Source organism: Lwoffella lincolnii, from assembly GCF_002014765.1.
Classification (GTDB): Bacteria; Pseudomonadota; Gammaproteobacteria; order Pseudomonadales; family Moraxellaceae; genus Psychrobacter; species Psychrobacter lincolnii.
Map to the genome: position 1 here is coordinate 1 of NZ_MUYT01000002.1, position 17,103 is coordinate 17,103.

Annotated in this window: 14 protein-coding genes and 1 tRNA gene; 7 read left to right on the top strand and 8 right to left on the bottom strand. The window is 42.1% G+C overall.

What is annotated here, in order from left to right:
* Positions 1-12 precede the first annotated feature (12 nt).
* Positions 13-144 (top strand): transposase, encoded by a 132-nt coding sequence (locus B0682_RS01335; protein ID WP_240494816.1) that lies wholly within the window; start codon positions 13-15, stop codon positions 142-144.
* A gap of 149 nt (positions 145-293) precedes the next feature.
* A complete protein-coding gene (locus B0682_RS01340) occupies positions 294-1,271 on the top strand; it encodes a polyprenyl synthetase family protein (RefSeq protein WP_411350668.1) in 978 nt (325 codons plus the stop codon).
* 64 nt (positions 1,272-1,335) lie between these two features.
* Here the strand turns inward: B0682_RS01340 and ompR are convergent, their stop codons facing one another.
* Positions 1,336-2,139 carry an osmolarity response regulator transcription factor OmpR gene (gene ompR / locus B0682_RS01345; RefSeq protein WP_240494808.1) on the bottom strand — a complete coding sequence of 268 codons (804 nt, stop codon included), beginning with the start codon at positions 2,137-2,139 and terminating at the stop codon, positions 1,336-1,338.
* A gap of 337 nt (positions 2,140-2,476) precedes the next feature.
* Between ompR and B0682_RS01350 the strand changes: the two genes are divergently transcribed.
* A complete protein-coding gene (locus tag B0682_RS01350; RefSeq protein WP_078306320.1) occupies positions 2,477-5,053 on the top strand; it encodes a Tex family protein in 2,577 nt (858 codons plus the stop codon).
* A 154-nt stretch (positions 5,054-5,207) separates the two neighbouring features.
* Here the strand turns inward: B0682_RS01350 and B0682_RS01355 are convergent, their stop codons facing one another.
* The gene (locus tag B0682_RS01355) at positions 5,208-6,311 is read right to left on the bottom strand and encodes an RNA-guided endonuclease InsQ/TnpB family protein (protein WP_078306321.1); all 1,104 of its coding nucleotides are present in this window, start codon (positions 6,309-6,311) and stop codon (positions 5,208-5,210) included.
* 49 nt (positions 6,312-6,360) lie between these two features.
* Here B0682_RS01355 and tnpA point away from each other — a divergent pair, with 49 nt between their 5' ends.
* Positions 6,361-6,777, top strand: a complete 417-nt coding sequence (tnpA, locus tag B0682_RS01360; protein WP_078306322.1) for an IS200/IS605 family transposase — start codon at positions 6,361-6,363, stop codon at positions 6,775-6,777.
* Between the two features lie 207 nt (positions 6,778-6,984).
* Here tnpA and B0682_RS01365 read toward each other — a convergent pair whose 3' ends face one another.
* From B0682_RS01365 to B0682_RS01375, 3 genes are all read right to left on the bottom strand, one after another.
* Positions 6,985-7,377: a hypothetical protein gene (locus B0682_RS01365; protein ID WP_078306323.1), complete on the bottom strand. Its 393-nt coding sequence runs from the start codon at positions 7,375-7,377 to the stop codon at positions 6,985-6,987.
* A 423-nt stretch (positions 7,378-7,800) separates the two neighbouring features.
* Complete coding sequence (locus tag B0682_RS01370; protein ID WP_078306324.1) at positions 7,801-9,291, bottom strand: di-heme oxidoredictase family protein; 1,491 nt, start codon at positions 9,289-9,291, stop codon at positions 7,801-7,803.
* A 134-nt stretch (positions 9,292-9,425) separates the two neighbouring features.
* The gene (locus B0682_RS01375) at positions 9,426-11,297 is read right to left on the bottom strand and encodes an RCC1 domain-containing protein (RefSeq protein ID WP_078306434.1); all 1,872 of its coding nucleotides are present in this window, start codon (positions 11,295-11,297) and stop codon (positions 9,426-9,428) included.
* Between the two features lie 290 nt (positions 11,298-11,587).
* Between B0682_RS01375 and dapB the strand changes: the two genes are divergently transcribed.
* From dapB to B0682_RS01390, 3 genes are all read left to right on the top strand, one after another.
* Complete coding sequence (dapB, locus tag B0682_RS01380; protein WP_078306325.1) at positions 11,588-12,454, top strand: 4-hydroxy-tetrahydrodipicolinate reductase; 867 nt, start codon at positions 11,588-11,590, stop codon at positions 12,452-12,454.
* Between the two features lie 73 nt (positions 12,455-12,527).
* Complete coding sequence (locus tag B0682_RS01385) at positions 12,528-12,950, top strand: hypothetical protein (RefSeq protein WP_078306326.1); 423 nt, start codon at positions 12,528-12,530, stop codon at positions 12,948-12,950.
* A gap of 146 nt (positions 12,951-13,096) precedes the next feature.
* Positions 13,097-13,172 (top strand) — tRNA-Phe (locus B0682_RS01390).
* A gap of 86 nt (positions 13,173-13,258) precedes the next feature.
* Here B0682_RS01390 and B0682_RS01395 read toward each other — a convergent pair.
* The 3 genes from B0682_RS01395 to B0682_RS01405 all read right to left on the bottom strand — a co-directional run bounded on the left by B0682_RS01395 (position 13,259) and on the right by B0682_RS01405 (position 17,034).
* Complete coding sequence (locus B0682_RS01395) at positions 13,259-14,494, bottom strand: toxic anion resistance protein (RefSeq protein WP_078306327.1); 1,236 nt, start codon at positions 14,492-14,494, stop codon at positions 13,259-13,261.
* 633 nt (positions 14,495-15,127) lie between these two features.
* On the bottom strand, positions 15,128-15,628 hold the full coding sequence (infC, locus tag B0682_RS01400; RefSeq protein WP_205760088.1) for a translation initiation factor IF-3: 501 nt from the start codon (positions 15,626-15,628) through the stop codon (positions 15,128-15,130).
* 92 nt (positions 15,629-15,720) lie between these two features.
* Positions 15,721-17,034 (bottom strand): ATP-binding cassette domain-containing protein, encoded by a 1,314-nt coding sequence (locus B0682_RS01405; RefSeq protein ID WP_078306329.1) that lies wholly within the window; start codon positions 17,032-17,034, stop codon positions 15,721-15,723.
* Positions 17,035-17,103 lie beyond the last annotated feature (69 nt).

Consider the following 17,103-nt stretch of genomic DNA (forward strand, 5'->3'; position numbering starts at 1 on the left):
TGTGGTTTTGTGATGGCTAAAGAAAACTTGACGTTAGCAACACGTCTATGGACTTGCCCAAATTGTAAAGCAAGTCATGACCGTGATGTGAATGCAAGTTTAAACATTTTAAACAAGGCGGATAAAGTCCTAACTTTATCTTAATATAAACAAGCGGTAGGTTCTACCGTGTTAGTCTATGGAGTTGATGTAAGTCCAAGTTCAAATGAATAAGGCAAACAACGTTGAAGTAGAAATTAAACGCTAAATTTACCTTTGGGTAGGTTTAGATGGGTTTTAAGGAACAGATTAGCATGTCTTTGAGAACCAGCATGGCACAGCAGGCATTTTCTGACTTTATGGCACAGACATTGGCTCAGTTTCAGCAAGACAGCACCGTATTGTTACAACATGGCCACTTGCCCACACCCTTAGGTGATGCCTGTCATTATGTGATGGCAGGTCATGGCAAACGGGTGCGTCCTTTATTGGTGGCTTGTGCTTATGCCAGCCTGCACCCTGCATCATGTGATGGCTTGGCTCATGCGTCGTTGCCCGATGTCGTCCGCCGTTCGATGCTGGCGGTGGAGTTTTTGCATGGTTATTCACTGGTGCATGACGATTTGCCATGTATGGACGATGACAACCTACGTCGAGGGCGTGCCACGTGTCATATTGCCTTTGATGAAGCCACTGCCCTATTGGTGGGTGATGTGTTACAAACATTGGCGTTTGAAGCCTTGGTGGCAGACATTTTCTCTGGCAATGCTTTTGACAAACACACCGATGCCCCCAGCTGTCAGCAACTGCTTAGGGTGTTTGCCCCTTGTGCCAGACGCATGGTCATCGGACAGATGTTGGACTTAAATGGCGAAAACCAAACCCTAAACCAAACTCAACTGCAAGCCATTCATACAGACAAAACAGGAGCGTTGATTGAAGCGTCCGTATTGATGGGGGCGATGTGTGCCAAGATAAATGATGCTCAGGCAAATCATCAACAGACAACCGCCCTGACTGGCTTTGCCAAAAGCTTGGGGTTAGCATTCCAAGTGCAAGACGACATTTTAGATGTCATCTCTGACAACAACACATTGGGCAAACCCACAGGCAGTGATGAAAAACTTGACAAATCCACGTATGTCAAATTGATGGGGGTGGCTCAAGCAAAAACGTACGCCCAAAGTTTATATGATGACGCAAAAGCCAACCTAACTTGTGCCTTCGGTAAAACCGCCAACCTCAGTCCATTGATGCAATTGACCGATTGGCTTTGGCGAAGAAATAACTAAGCATTAGGAATAATCAAGGATTAAAAACAACCAACCTTATGATGGCAGTCATCACGACATCAAATCAGTTTTCCCCATCAGGCACAAACACATAACCCACGCCCCACACCGTCTGAATGTAGCGTGCTTGAGAAGGGTTATCTTCAATCAAACGACGCAAACGAGATACCTGCACATCAATTGAACGCTCCATCGCCCCCCATTCACGCCCACGAGCAAGATTCATCAGCTTATCACGAGTCAATGGCTCCCGAGGGTGCTGTACCAACGCCTTTAATACCGAAAACTCCCCTGTGGTTAAAGTGACCACCGAATCATCTCGCTTCAACATGCGAGTGGACAAATCCAGCGTCCAAGGACCAAACTCAATCACCTCCACCTGTTGGCTTGGGGCTCCGGGTAACTCACGGCTTTGTCGTCTCAGTACAGCTTTGATGCGAGCGAGCAATTCTTTTGGGTTAAATGGCTTGGGCAAATAATCATCTGCCCCTGCTTCAAGCCCTGCGATGCGGTCATTATCTGAGCCTTTGGCGGTCAGCATGATAATGGGAATGTCGCCACTGTCTTGACGCAGACGCTTACAGATGCTGATGCCATCTTCACCAGGCAACATCAAATCCAACACAATCAAAGAAAACATTTCTCGTTGCATCAGCTTATCCATTTGGTTGCCATCGTGAGCGGTACGCACCACATAGCCATCATCTTCTAAAAACCGCTGTAACAATGTCCGCAAGCGAGCATCATCATCTACCACCAAGATGCGTTGATTAAAATGCTCACAGGCATCTTTATATGCCTGCTTTTGATGTTGCAGGTTGGTGATGTCTGTCATGTCGTCATTTTGATTTGGGTCATCTGCCATCATGGCGTTATCCTTATCTTGTGTGATGATTTGCTATCATGCCATTGCTTACTGCTTACTGCTTTGCTTACTATTGTGCGACTGGCTGACAAGCTGTTTGATAAAAAACAACGGTGAAAAAAACCATAAAAATACACCTGTGTGAATAAGTGTATAAGATTGACAAACAAATTGCATCATACAAAACGTAAAAGTAGTTGAACATTTACAGACAATCTTTCTTTGTTATTCCTTGTTATTCTTTGTTATAATGTCTGCCATTTAGTTTCATTGAACATGATACGTACCCCATAATAACAGCACCCATACTAACAGCAACAGATACGATAACGGATAACGCATGTCTGCCACCACCCTTGATGACGTTCTAGACCCACAAACCCAAGCACACATTCATGACAAACTTGCCAATGAGCTGAGTGTTAAACGCAGCCAAATTGACGCCTTTGTCAAACTGTATGATGACGGAGCAACTGTGCCGTTCATCGCTCGCTATCGCAAAGAACAGACAGGAGGCTTGGACGATGCTCAACTAAGACACCTTGAGACTGCTCTTAATTATGAACGTGACATGGCAACACGCCGTCACAAAATCGTGCAGTTATTACACAATCAAGGCAAGCTTACCGATGACTTAAAAACTCGCATCGACAATGCCAAATCCAAGCTTGAGTTAGAAGACATCTATCTGCCTTATCGCCCACGTCGCCGTTCACTCTCTGCCAAGGCACAGGCAGCTGGACTAGACAGCATCGCTCACACCATTTTAAACGAATCAATCAGCCCGACCGTTGCCTTGGCTGACTACCAACCCCCCGAGACAGTCACTGATGACACAGGTGAACCCATTGATGTGGACTTTAGCGACCTTGACAAACAGTTGGCAGGCGTGCAAGCCATCATCATTGATGAATGGACACAACAACTGGACTTATTAGACAAGGTGCGTCATGGTTTTAGCAAAACCGCCACCATCAATGCCAGCCTTGCCAATGAAGAAAAACGAGACGTGGGTGAGAAGTTTAAAGACTATTTTAACCACAGCGAAAACCTAACCCGCTTACCCAACCACCGCCTACTTGCCATGCTAAGAGGGCGACAAGAAAACGTGCTGACACTCAAGGTAGATGGCGAAGACACCCCTTTTATTGAACAAATCATCAGCCACTTTGCTCTTAATGACAAACAGCCAATTGAACGCCAAACCTTTTTACAAGAAACGGCAACAAACCTTTGGGCAGACAAATGGCGACCACACATCGAACATCGGCTACTGACCGAAAAACGCCTAACCGCCGAAGCCGATGCCATCAATGTGTTTGCCAATAACTTAAAGCACCTGCTGATGGCAGCCCCTGCTGGAGCAAAAATCATCTTAGGCGTTGACCCCGGTATCCGTCATGGGGTAAAAATGGCGGTGATTGATGCCCAAGGTCATGTGGCTAAAGACACAAATGGCAACCCTGCCACCGCCACCGTATATCCGTTCCAACCTGATAACAAAGTCGCTGAAGCCAAAACCACCATCAGCCAACTCATTCGTGACCATGGGGTAAATTTAGTCGCCATTGGCAATGGTACCGCCAGCCGAGAGACCGATGCGTTAATCAAAAATATCCTAAAAGAAGACAATCTCACCGCCACCGCAATCGTGGTCAATGAATCTGGCGCATCGGTGTATTCTGCCAGTGAACTGGCCAGCAATGAGCTGGGTGAGCTAGATGTATCATTGCGTGGGGCAGTATCCATCGCCCGCCGACTACAAGACCCCTTATCTGAACTGGTTAAAGTTGACCCAAAAGCTATTGGCGTAGGACAATATCAACACGATGTCAACCAAAACCAACTGGCAGACAGCCTAGATAAAGTCACTCAAGATTGTGTGAATGCTGTGGGCGTGGACGTAAACACCGCCAGCCCTGCCATTTTGTCACACATCGCTGGACTAAATCGCAACGTTGCACAACAAATCATCACCTACCGTCAAGAGCATGGGGCATTTAAGAACCGTGAACAACTGAAAAATGTTCCCAGACTGGGGGTTAAAACCTTTGAACAAGCGGCTGGGTTTTTACGCATTCGTGATGGTGAAGAACCACTTGATGCCACTGGCGTGCATCCAGAAAGCTATGCCATGGTCGCCACGTTACTTACCCAAGCTGGCAAATCGTTAGCAGATGTCATCGGTCAAGAACAAGCCCTAAAAGAGCTGGACATCAGCCAATTTATTACTGACAACGATGTCAGCTCAACCGAAAACACCCAGACCGAAAACAGCCACGCCAATAACATTCAATCCGTGTTAAACGAGCTTGCCAAACCTGCTCATGACCCAAGGCCTGAATTTAAAACCGCCAATTTTCGTGATGATGTCAATGACATCAGCGATTTATCCGTTGGCATGGAACTTGAAGGCGTGGTAACTAACGTTACCGCTTTTGGTTGCTTTGTCGATGTGGGGGTGCATCAAGATGGACTGGTGCACATCTCTGAAATGGCGAATGACTTTATCCAAGACCCACTCAATCGTGTTAAACCTGGCGACATCATCACCGTCAAAGTGCTGTCCGTTGATAAAGAGCGTCGTCGCATTGGGCTTAGCATGAAAGAGGTGGGCAAAGAAGCCAACCAATCCGCCAAAGACCGTCGTACTCAAGATGGCAGTCCGATTAAAACAGACACTGACCATCAAAATAAGCAACACAGCAAAACTCACACTGGGCGTGGCAGTCGCAACCAATCTTCTCGCCCCTCCTCCTCCCAAAAATCCAGCAAGACACAGCATCACCACAAAGACAATCACTCTGGTCATGGTAAAAATACCAAGAGTACAAAGAGCCATGCCAAAGTCAATTCTAAAGACAATGCCAATCAATTAGGCAGTTTGGGGGCATTACTAAAAAAGGCAGGATTGTAAATTTTGAATGATAAGCCTGATTTAACTCATCAGGCATCATTCTCTACCCATCATTTTTCCCCACCCATCTTTCATCTTTGATTTACTTTTATCTTTGATTTGGGTGGGGAATGATTGTGAATGAATTTACAAAAGGTTTGACTTCCTCCCCTCCCTATCTTTCGGGGATTCCTGCTCCCAGACGGTCAAGCCCGACCGCAAGAATGTTCCGACTGGCATTGATGTCTCTATCATGCCATGTGCCACACTTTACACAAGTCCATTCTCTTAATCGCAAACCTGCTCTACCTTTCGGACTACTGGACATATCGCCACAGTACGAGCAAGTTTGGGTAGTGTATTTCTCATTCACGATTTCAAAACGACAACCTGCATGCTTGCATTTATATTCCAGTTGTCGTTTGAGTTCAAACCATCCTGCGTCATATACGCTTTTGGCTAGTTTGCCTTTTTTACTGTTAAATTGGGTGGTTTTAACGTCACCAACCACAATTAGGGCATTGTCTTTGACTAATTGGGTGGTGAATTTATGAATTAAGTCTAACCTTGTATTTTTGATTTTGGCATGGATTGCTTTAACACGCTGTTTGTTTTTGGTACGTTGAGCGATTGCTAATTTTTTAGCCCATGCTTGGGTCTGTTTGATTTGTAGTTTATTACCGTTTGAGGTGGTGGCACTGTCTTTTAGTCCTAGGTCAATGCCAACGCTACCTTTGCCACAAGTGGTTTTAGGGTAGTCTTTGACGGTAATACAGGCATACCAACGGTTACGGCTGTCTTGTACTAACTCGCAAGTGTTGATTTGATATAGACTTAGGTTGTAGCTATCAAAGACATCTATGATGAGCTTTTGACCCTTAGAGAGCGATAGCTGTATGGTTGATTTAAGTGCTTTTTTGCCTGTTTGTCTTGTGCTTAGATACTTAATAGCAGACTTTTTAAAGGGTATCCAGCCTAGGCTTTTGCGTTTGGCATCGGGTCGGTTAGTTCGCCAATTTAGTTTGGCTTTTTTAAATTGCTTTCGGCTTTTGGCGTGGGTTTCATTGATGGCTTGTAGGGTTTGTGAGTGTAAGCCTAATAGTTCTCCACTGCCTTTGGTGTAAGTATTTAGGTCATAGGCTGAAAAGAATTTACCAGTCTTTTGTAGGTGTTTGCAACTTAATTCATTAACGTAGTTCCACACATAGTTAACACTGCCAGCTATTTTGTTTAGCTGATTTGCGTGTTTGTCTTTGATGCGTAGCTTGAGGGTTTTCATAGGGCTAGTTTATACTGATATTACCTTTTATTCAATATTGGTCTAATCAATGGAAAACGATTTAAGACGTGGCTTAAGATGTGATAGACACGTTGTCTTTAATTTGCATGTGCATTTGGTCTTTGTCGCCAAGTATCGACGAGCAGTTTTCACCAAACAAGTTCTTGATGACCTTGAGGCTATCTTTGATGGTGTGTGCAAAAAGTTTGAAGCCAAGCTTGTGGAGTTTGACGGTGAGGATGACCATGTGCATTTGTTGGTGAATTATCCGCCCAAGGTGGCTATTTCAAGTTTAGTTAATAGTTTGAAAGGCGTGTCTAGTCGGCTTATTCGCAAAAAGCAGTATCCATCTATTTCTAAGCAGTTATGGGGTGGTGCGTTGTGGTCACCCAGTTACTTTGCAGGTAGCTGTGGCGGTGCTCCAATTGAGATTATCCGCCAGTATATTGAACATGAGTGTCGCTGACACGCAAGGACGCCACACTAAACAGCGGCCGATGCGTAAGCATAACTACTTAAGTTGCCGTAAAACCACCGCCTGAAGTCGCAGGTTTACGGCAACGGAGGATAAAAATGCCCCCATAATATGGGGGCATCAATGATAAGCCAGCTTCTCAACTTCTCACACCAATTTTTAATTAAGCTAAGCAATAAAGCTGACCAATCTGACAAATTAATGAGTATGAGACTCTTCAACAACCACTTCTTCAGTGGTTACCGTGGTGGTGGTGGTACCATCAGCAGCGGCAACGGCTTCATTGGCAGCTGCATCGGCAACGTTGGTATCAGTGTGAATGTGGTCAGCTTCTTGCACCGCCCCAGCATCACCAGCAGCCACCACAACTTCTGCTGTGTCAGCAGTGGCGATGGCTTCATTAGTGGCAGCCAATTCAGCACCAACCGCTTCACCGTCAGCAGCAGCTTCATGCAATTCGGCTTTTGCGTCTTGAAGCTCTTCTTGAGCGTTGTTAATGCTCTCAACGGCTTGTTCTTTTTTGCTATCACAAGCGGTAAGCCCCATAGAGGCGGCGATTAAACCAGTCATGGCCAATAGTTTAAAATTCATAACACTCTCCTAAAGTGATTGACGAATTGAATATAACTTAAATTGTTCATCACAATCAATTATTAATAATCAATTATTGATTAAGGTTGATTAAGCTCTGGCTTAAAACATAAGCCGTCACTAATTTGATGGTTGCGTATCTTATAGCCATTAAGCAAGAAAAGACAGTGAGTATTTGTAAAAATTGTATGATTTACGTAAAAATAGCCAAACTCTCTATTATAAACCACAAATATAACAGTAAGATTAAAATTTGTATAAGCAATTATACAAAACCATAGAGACAACACCAACCCCATATTTGATTAAAATAAAGTCAAATCACATGATTTCAGCATGACCATGACGTTGCCTTATATTCCTGTGATTTCCTAAATATCACCCTGTAAGGTCGGTGGCTTTTTGCTCATGATGGCTAAATAGTCAAATCCCATTTAAAAAACTCATAAAATCAACTTTCTCACGTTTGCTAAGTTGTTGAAATTTATCATGAGCGGATTGGGCCTCACCACCATGCCATCTAATGGCTTCTTCTAAGGTTCTGGCTCGTCCATCATGCAAAAACCTTGCGTCTGGATTTTTTGCCACGATGCCAATGCCCCATAACGGTGGTGTCCGCCATTCATAGCTTTGGGCATTGATTTCTTTAACACCATCATCTAAACCTACTCCCATATCATGTAACAACAAATCGGTATAAGGATAAATCACTTGGTTAGACAATTCACCAAACTTGGGGCTTGTGCCTGTGGTGAAAGTTGGATTATGACACGCACCACAGCCAACGGCATCAAACAAATCTGCTCCTCTATCAAAGGCAGATTGGTTACTAATGCGTCTGGCGGGGACGGATAAAGCCGTCATAAAATCAACCACTGCGGTTAAGGCACTGTCTGACACTTCTGGCATGCCTCCTAGTGGCAAACTTAGGCAAAGTGGTTGATTGTTGGTACAGCTTGATTCTATGTGAACTGGCGTTGTTAAGCCCATGTCTTGAGACATGGCGGTGGCATTTTGGGTGCGAAGTGATGAGTTAATGGCTTTCCAACCAAATTTACCAATGCGTTTTTGGTTTTCTTCATACACCCAATGCACACGCCCAGAGATGCCATCATGGTTACTGTCATGTTCATCAGCAAGGGCTTCAATCGCACTTTGTGGCACTAAATCAAGCAATCCCACACCCAATAATTGGGGTGCGATTCTGGCACCCAAACGATATTTGCCAAGACTTTGATTGCTGTCAGCTGGGGTAAAGTTAAATTGCCAAAAGTTCCTACCTTGAGCATCAGTTTGATTGCTCACTTTGACACTACCTTCCGCCAATAGTCCAATATTATTTGGGATTACATTTGGCTGAAGTTGTCCACCCCATATTGGGTGCTGTTCACCCATGTTATCACCGATACGAAACAGCACGCCATCGGTTGTCGTTCCATCATCATGGTATGGAACAACACGCCCAAATTGAGCATGACAACTGGTACAAGACACCGCATTGTACAAAGGTCCTACCCCATCAAATAATGCTCGCCCCTGCCCAGTGGGTTGCCAGTTGGTAATGAATAACTCTCGCCCTTGTGACACACCAGAAAGTTGACTGATGTCTAAGTTTGGGATTAGGGTTAAAAAAGGGGGGTTTTCATCATATGCCACTGTTGCATTGCCACCACTTTCCAACCATACCCTTGGTTTATTGGTGGGTGTTGTGGGATTAGGGTTGGTCGGTGTTACTGGGCTTTGTATGGCGTTATTATTTGCCGCTTTGTTATTTGTCGCCTTGTTATTTGTTGCTTTGTTATTTGCCAAAACATCATCACCACTTGATGAGTGAGAGCCACAAGCGGTCATACTCATCACAATCAACACAGATAAGGTTAAAAAATGATGGTTGGCTAAAAATTGATTATTCATGATGTTTTTTTAGATACATTGATAAATATCTGTCTTGTTCATAAGTTTGGCTGATTTGATTCACCCTAATGGGCAAACGTGTTATGGGCAAGGCAGCACACTTTTTATCAGCATGCTTTTTATCAGCATACTTCTTATTGTATAGCAACCACAATGGGGGTATTATACATCCAAATATTGGTGATGTTCTCGCCACCAAGAGACCCTTCAAAACTCCAGCCCCAGCTAAAAATACCACCATGATTATTACGTTTGGCAATTTGATGCAATGCTCCCACCGCCATGTCATTGACATCGGTTAGATTGGGTAATTTGTCTGTTGGTATACTTAGCTCAACATACTCTGTTTTGCCTTCAGCATTCGTCTCGCCAAATATCCCCCAAGGATAGATTTTACGATTATTGAGCATGGCATAACTGGTTGTGCCATTGGCATATATGTGCTTGACTGTTTGCGTTGTTGACCACGGTAACAAGGTTGGTTTATCAATGACTTCTTCCCAAGCATCACCCGTACCAACCTTATCATCGCCTTTATAGCCCACTTGGCTACTAAAATTTAGTCCCCAGCCATAAACATGCCCTTTATCCGTGAGCGCAAGCACATGGTCACGACCAACCGCCAATTCAGTAACATTTGGCTTGTTGGGCAATAAAACCATACTAGGTATGAAATCATGTTTTATACAGTTGGGTGTTAATGTGATGTCATATTCATCACAAACAAGCCCTTTGCCTAAATTGCCATATTCATTTGACCCCCAAGCCCAAACTTGCCCTTTGTTATCAAGGGCATAAGACGCATCTGAGCTGGCAATCACTTGGATAATTTTCCCCATATTGGCATTGGCAGAAAAATTTACTTTGACAGGCACATTGCTGTTTTTTATCGTGGCTGTGTCTTGTCCTAATTGCCCTTGACTGTTATTACCAAATGCCCAAACATCACCTGTTTTTGTGAGTGCCAGTTTATGAGCATAACCACTGCTGATGGCAATCACATCTGACAAGCCTTCAACCAATCCAATGTCTAAACGGCAATTATTTTTTTGTTTGCCACAACTGTCTTTTGCACCATTTCCTCGACCTAATTCACCGTTTGTATCGCTTCCCCATGTATATACCTTACCTTCTTTGGTTAATAAAGCCGAATGGTTTTGATTGAATGAAATTGACACAATATTGGCAGGTGCTTTATCAATCAGCACAGGCATGGTTGGGTGATTGTTATTTTTCAGTGTCGTCACCTCCCCCATACCCACTTGCCCAAAATTATTACGTCCCCACGCATATAGCTTACCATTGACCAATGCCCCTGTGTGCGAATTGGCCGCCGTCAAAGTATTGCCAAAATAAACATGTTGTGTTGAGACGCTGACATTGCCAACTTTGTCTTTGGCAGACAGTTGTATCGTATTATCACCAGCTTCTAAAGCCAAAGATAACTTAAAATCACCCGAACTGTTGATATCAATATCCTGTACAGACTGGCCATTCACATCAACAGTCAGCAACACAGCAGATAACGCATTATCCGTTACTTTGCCAGACAAAATAATGTCGCTGGTGCGACTGACAGCCTCTTTTAAGTCATTTGCCAAATCAATTTTTGGAGCAATATTATCCAGTACGATTAAGATTTTTTGTTCAGTTTTATTGCCAGCTTCATCAATCGCCGTGATGACATATTCATTCTCACCTTGCTTTAGATTGACTTCTGATAAAAAATCACCATTTTTATCAATATCCAAGCGTTGACTGATGTTGTTTTGTTTGTTGCTTATTATCACTGACAACCCTGTTTTGATGTTATCTGAGACATTGCCTTGAATTGTTATTTTGGGTTGCTTTGTCACTGAATTTGGCTCATTACTGATGAACAGCACAGGGCTTATTGTGTCCCTAACAAGCTGAGCTAACCCATCATTGCTATCACCACAAGCGGTCAATACACCCACAGATAAACCAACACAAGCCAAACCTAACTTTTTATATGCAGGTAACATGCCATACTCCAAAAGATTTAGTGGCATTGTCATATATAACATTGTCATATGGTCATGTTGTCATCACCAATCAGACAGAATTAAAAAATAATGACAATAATAACGATAACAATTATCATTAAAGATAATAATTATATACCAAATCATTCAAAACTTGCATCTTTATTTTCCAAAATATTTTTAAAACAAAAACCACAAGATTTTTATTTGCGACTTGATGTAATACCTTTATACTGGCAACATTGATTATTAAACTCACCTTCTGAACTCACCGCATTGTTGGATATATCATGACCACTTCTGCCACTCAAAACATTAATCAGACCCAACCTAAGACACTCAATATCGGCATTGCTGGGGCGGGTGGACGCATGGGACGCATGTTGATACAAGCCATCAGTCAAAACCCTGCCACCACACTGGTTGCCACCATTGAAAGAGCGGGGTCATCGCTGTTGGGGGTAGATGCAGGTGAGCTGGTCGGTATGGAACGGCTTAATGTGGCATTAACCGATGACTTAGACACTGCCATTGCTGACACAGGCATGGACGTGTTGATAGACTTTAGCTCACCTGATGCCACTGTGGCTCACGTTGCCATTTGCCAGACCGCTCAGGTTGCCATGGTGATTGGCACAACTGGGCTAAATGACCAGCAAAATGCCCAACTACAAACAGCAAGCCAAGACATTGCCATCGTGTATGCAGGCAACTATTCCACTGGCATCAATGTAACACTCAAACTCATTGAAATGGCGGTAAAAGCCTTTGGCGACACCGCTGACATTGAAATCATCGAAGCCCATCATAAGCATAAAGTTGATGCCCCTTCTGGTACTGCCTTTATGATGGCACAAACGGCCGCCCAAGCTCGTGGTCAAGCGTTAAATGACGTGGTCATCTATGGTCGCCAAGGGCAAACAGGAGCAAGAGCAACAAACAGCATTGGCATTCATGCCATTCGTGGCGGTGAAATTATCGGCGACCATGGCATCATGCTGATAACAGATGGCGAAATGGTTGAAATCAAGCATCACGCCCGTGAGCGAATGACTTTTGCCACAGGGGCAGTACGAGCGGCCATTTGGGTGGCTCAGCGTCAAAAGTCATCAACAGGCTTATATGACATGCAAGACGTGCTGGGATTAACGTCTTAATCGTTTCAAACATCATCATTTAAGATAAGAACAACATTTAAGATAAGAATAACCAAAATACCTAAGGACACACATGCCGCTACAAGCCATTGCCATTCAACGCTTTGATGCCCCATTGATGCGACAAATCACCCACCCAGACGAACTAAAAATTCGCATCGAAGCTTTGTATCAACCCACCCATCACTTCACCGACAACCAAGAAATGACGGCGGTCTTTGAACGAGCATTTGCTCAAGGCGGTCTGATGTATGTGGGCATGTTTAATGACAAGCCGATATGTGTGTTAGGCTGTTTCGATGATGGCATTGCTGATACCAAACGGTTACAATATTTAGCCGTGCATCCACAAAACCACAATCGTGGCATCGAAGCCAAATTTGCCAAACTTATTTATGATGCCGAGAGCAAAAAAGGCGTTCGACGCTTTGAACCAGTTGATATTAAATTGCACCAAATCATGCAATATTATGAATTACTGTCAGTAAAGGAGTAAAAACCACTTGACAGCATCAGACAAATTTAGTTTAATACGCATCGCAACGAAGCACATCGCATCATCAAGCAATATAAAACAATGCGACATCACTTACGTTACTTAAATCGCCAAACATCTGAGAACAAATGTCAGATAACAGATTTGGCTCGATAGCTCAGTCGGTAGAGCAAAGGACTGAAAATCCTTGTGTCGGCAGTTCGATCCTGCCTCGAGCCACCATTATCCATAAACCCCAAATTATAAATTTGGGGTTTTTTGTGTGCCTTTTTATGCCTTTTTATGTCTGACTTTTTTAGCCAATGCTGTTAAATTTTCACTTCTCCCAAACGTTTGGGTTCAGAATTAATGTCTCGAGACACTTCCACAATGGTGGTTTGATTCACTCGGTCAAGATATTTATTGGCCTTATCTATTTCATTACTTAGCACATTGACCGTCTCTTTCATATTATCAAGAGCAACAAGCTTGTACTCACTGATGATGTCCATAGTCTCGTAGATGTTATTAAAGGCATTTTGTAACTTTTCAATCTCAATGGTATTGTCAGTGGCTTGTTGATGCACTTCGGTTGTTTGTTGTTTTAGCAATATTGAGGTTGATTCAATGATACTGCTGGTGGTTTTGTTTAAGGCACTGATTTGGTCAAGCACCAGTTTTTGTGTGCTTAATGCTTGCGATACCATCACCGCTGTACGCAACGCTGAGATGGTGGTGGTGGTGGCTCTGTCCACCCCTTTAATCAGCTCAAGGTTGTTTTTACGTATCATGTCCAACGCCAAATAACCTTGAATATTCACCGCCAATTGGGTCAAAAAGTCTTGGTTCTTTTGACGCACATAAAACAGCATCTCTTCTTTAACGATGCGTGCTTTTTCTGGGTCAGTCGCTTCTAGCTCAATAATTTTACTCTCCAGCTTGGCATCAATTTGCTGACCAACATAAATATATTGACGCAATGACTGCATTAACGCCCATAGATTGACTTTTTCTTGCTCAATCACCGCATTATCTTTGATGAGTTCATCTTTGCCATTATATAGGCTCTCGATGATTGCATTAATGTGCTTTTGCGACGACTCGTATTGGCGAAAATAATCTTGAACTTTATTACCAAAGGGTAAAATCCCAAATAACTTACGAGAGCTTGGCATTAGATTTTGTTTGCTTGGCTCTAAATCTTCGACAATGGCACGCAATTCGGTCAAAGATTTGGCAATCGGTGATTGGTCAAATAAAGACGCATTCATGCTTTTGGCAGATTTGTCTAACATGCGATTAGACATCTGACTGGATGCTCGGATTTCAGCTGTGCCTAACTGGTGAATGGATTGTACTTTCTCATCAAACGCTGGGGTATTCACAGGGCTGGCAAGCACACTGGCAACAAAGTCATTAATCTTAGCATCGAGTTCAGGAATTTTGCTTTCATCTAATTTAACCATTTGGTTGGCGTCATCTTGTTCCACAGGGGCAACAGATTGGGGCGGCTCAAGGGTAATGGTGGGTTTGACATCGGTGGCTGGGGGGGTAAGTTCTTGCATGGAGACATTCCTTATGACAGTTTACCTTATGACATGATGATTAATGACATTGTGAACCAAAGTCATTCCGTAAGCAAAGTAATTCAATAACCGAACAAAACCAAATACCAAATTAACCGCCAATTGGCATACATAAAAAAACGTTAATCTGAATCATCAAAGCATGATGGTTTAGATTAACGTGGCAACGGCATATGATGACCATCTATATGGTCATCAGTGATATACGGTGTCAGTATGTCTGATTGCATATGACCATATGTACTCACATCAAATTGTGAGTGAGTACCATATATTAAGGTATATGTTGACATACTCCCACCACCAAACCTAGCGGTAGGCGTGAGAATTCTTGCGACCCATAGCAACCCCTACTTAGATTGAGTTGCTACCTTTCGTCATGCCACCATCGCTGAATAGTATCGGCATGAGGGAACTCTTTACACAGTAGCAAGTCCTGCCACATCAGCTAATGCTTGCTTTTTATGGTTCTTTACCATATTTTTTACACCTAAATCTTCAAGTGCATGACTGGTAGCTTGGTTTTCGCAAATCAGTTTATGGGTGACTTTATGGTGTCAGTCTAAGCGCTGGTTGCGTACTTTTTCATGAATATAAGCAACGGCTAACTTTTTAAGATTTTTTCTTCATTGGTCCTAACAACATTCCCATCTGTCGCCCTTCCATTTTGGGTGGTTGCTCAACGTTGGCATATTCGGCGGTATCTTCGATGATACGCTCAAGCTGTTGTAAGCCAATTTGTTGGTGGGCCATCTCACGGCCACGAAAGCGAATGGTAACTTTAACTTTGTCTTGGTCTTCTAAGAAGCTGATAATTTTACGCAATTTAACTTGGTAGTCTGCTTCTTCTGTGCCTGGACGCAGTTTCATCTCTTTGAGCTGGGTCTGCTTTTGGTTTTTTTTGGCTTCTTTTGCCTTCTGTTTTTGGTCGTACAAATACTTTTTATAGTCCATGATTTTGCAAACAGGTGGCTTGGCATCTGGAACAATTTCAACCAAATCCAGTTCAGCATCACGAGAAGCTTGTAATGCTGATTTAATATCGACAATACCAACCTGCTCGCCGTCTTCTTTGACCAAACGGACTTCTTTGGCACGGATATCTTCATTGATGTTTAAACGGTTTGACGGTTTAATGGTAAATACTCCAAATAAAAATATGGATTTATATTTTACTTAAAAATGACAGGGATTTCAAGGGGTTTTTAATGCCTGACTTCAATAACTAACCTTTGTCTTGCCAATTCATTAATTAACTCATCAAGATGACTTTTGTTGATGCCATCCAAGTTTGCGTCCCATTCGTCAAGAATGATGACATCAACATCGCTTTTATTGTTATTAATTTGCATTAATTGAGATGATAATTTTTGACCTGTGGATTTTTTATGATTTTGATGAAAAAATAAATCATGGCTGACAGGCAAATAAAAAGCCCTATTTGATAATAATGTTTTTAAATACAACAAAAAACTGCTTTTACCTGCCCCATTACGCCCTTTAATCGTCATTCTGCCATTTTTTGGCAAATGATTTAAATCAAAATCACTCAATGGCATGTTATTAATAAAAATCTCTTTAAAGTTAATTCTGCTTAATATATCAATATCAGGCATATTTAACGAATTTTGCAAACCAACAAATCTGGCTTTAATGCCAGAAAAATTGGTTTGGTGAAAAACAAGTGCCTGCCCCATTTGCAATAGCTGTATTTGTCTTGGTAATGTTGCAACCAACAATGATAAAAATACATAATCATTGTGGTGTTTGATAAATAAATAAACAATCAAGCCCAATACAGGAATCATAAACAAAATTATACCAAAACTAGAAATTAATTGATTGAATGATTGGCTATGAATATGATATTTTTTTGAGCGGTTAAAATTATTTTTATAAATACGATTAAAAATACCCACATTATATTGATTAGAAATAATCACATTGTCCCAAATTTTATTTAAAATGGCAATAAAATATATTCTGGATTTTTGAGATATTTTTGACATCTTAGATATTTGATTTTTATGGTAAAAAATAAAAAATTCCACCAATAAAAATCCAACGGCATACGCCACCAATAAATCATAATCAAGAAAAAATCCCAAGATTAAGATGTTAATCAATAAATTTAAAATCAGTGCCACGCCATCAAATGCAAAGTCCAGCATGTCACCTATCACTGATTTGCTCTCTTGACTGACAAAAACGGTGCTTTGGTCTTTTAGTTCTTTATTATTAAGCAAGACAGTTTTGCCAAAAAAAGTTGTCGTAAATTTTTGCACATAATTATTTAGTAGGTCAAATTTTGATTTTTCTAAATAAATGGTGGCAAAATAAGCAGGAATATAAACAATGATTAACGATAAAACAAAACCAGCTAAGTTTAGCAAAAAATCATCATTTTTAGCAATGTCTATGGCAAGATTGGCAATAAAATAGGTGGATAAGCCAACAATCATTTGTTGAATGAGTAAAAAAATAAAGCAAAGACATAATGATGGTGTGATGATTTTCATGATATCCATAAAGATAAATGGAAAGACAAATGGAAAGACAAATGGGTTGTCAACAAAATAATTTCGTTA

Excerpts from the sequence above, each read along its gene's own strand:
- B0682_RS01335 (WP_240494816.1), top strand. The coding sequence starts at position 13 with ATGGCTAAAGAAAACTTGACGTTAGCAACACGTCTATGGACTTGCCCA.
- B0682_RS01340 (WP_411350668.1), top strand. The coding sequence starts at position 294 with ATGTCTTTGAGAACCAGCATGGCACAGCAGGCATTTTCTGACTTTATG.
- ompR (WP_240494808.1), bottom strand. The coding sequence starts at position 2,139 with ATGATGGCAGATGACCCAAATCAAAATGACGACATGACAGACATCACC.
- B0682_RS01350 (WP_078306320.1), top strand. The coding sequence starts at position 2,477 with ATGTCTGCCACCACCCTTGATGACGTTCTAGACCCACAAACCCAAGCA.
- B0682_RS01355 (WP_078306321.1), bottom strand. The coding sequence starts at position 6,311 with ATGAAAACCCTCAAGCTACGCATCAAAGACAAACACGCAAATCAGCTA.
- tnpA (WP_078306322.1), top strand. The coding sequence starts at position 6,361 with ATGGAAAACGATTTAAGACGTGGCTTAAGATGTGATAGACACGTTGTC.
- B0682_RS01365 (WP_078306323.1), bottom strand. The coding sequence starts at position 7,377 with ATGAATTTTAAACTATTGGCCATGACTGGTTTAATCGCCGCCTCTATG.
- B0682_RS01370 (WP_078306324.1), bottom strand. The coding sequence starts at position 9,291 with ATGAATAATCAATTTTTAGCCAACCATCATTTTTTAACCTTATCTGTG.
- B0682_RS01375 (WP_078306434.1), bottom strand. The coding sequence starts at position 11,297 with ATGTTACCTGCATATAAAAAGTTAGGTTTGGCTTGTGTTGGTTTATCT.
- dapB (WP_078306325.1), top strand. The coding sequence starts at position 11,588 with ATGACCACTTCTGCCACTCAAAACATTAATCAGACCCAACCTAAGACA.
- B0682_RS01385 (WP_078306326.1), top strand. The coding sequence starts at position 12,528 with ATGCCGCTACAAGCCATTGCCATTCAACGCTTTGATGCCCCATTGATG.
- B0682_RS01395 (WP_078306327.1), bottom strand. The coding sequence starts at position 14,494 with ATGCAAGAACTTACCCCCCCAGCCACCGATGTCAAACCCACCATTACC.
- B0682_RS01405 (WP_078306329.1), bottom strand. The coding sequence starts at position 17,034 with ATGAAAATCATCACACCATCATTATGTCTTTGCTTTATTTTTTTACTC.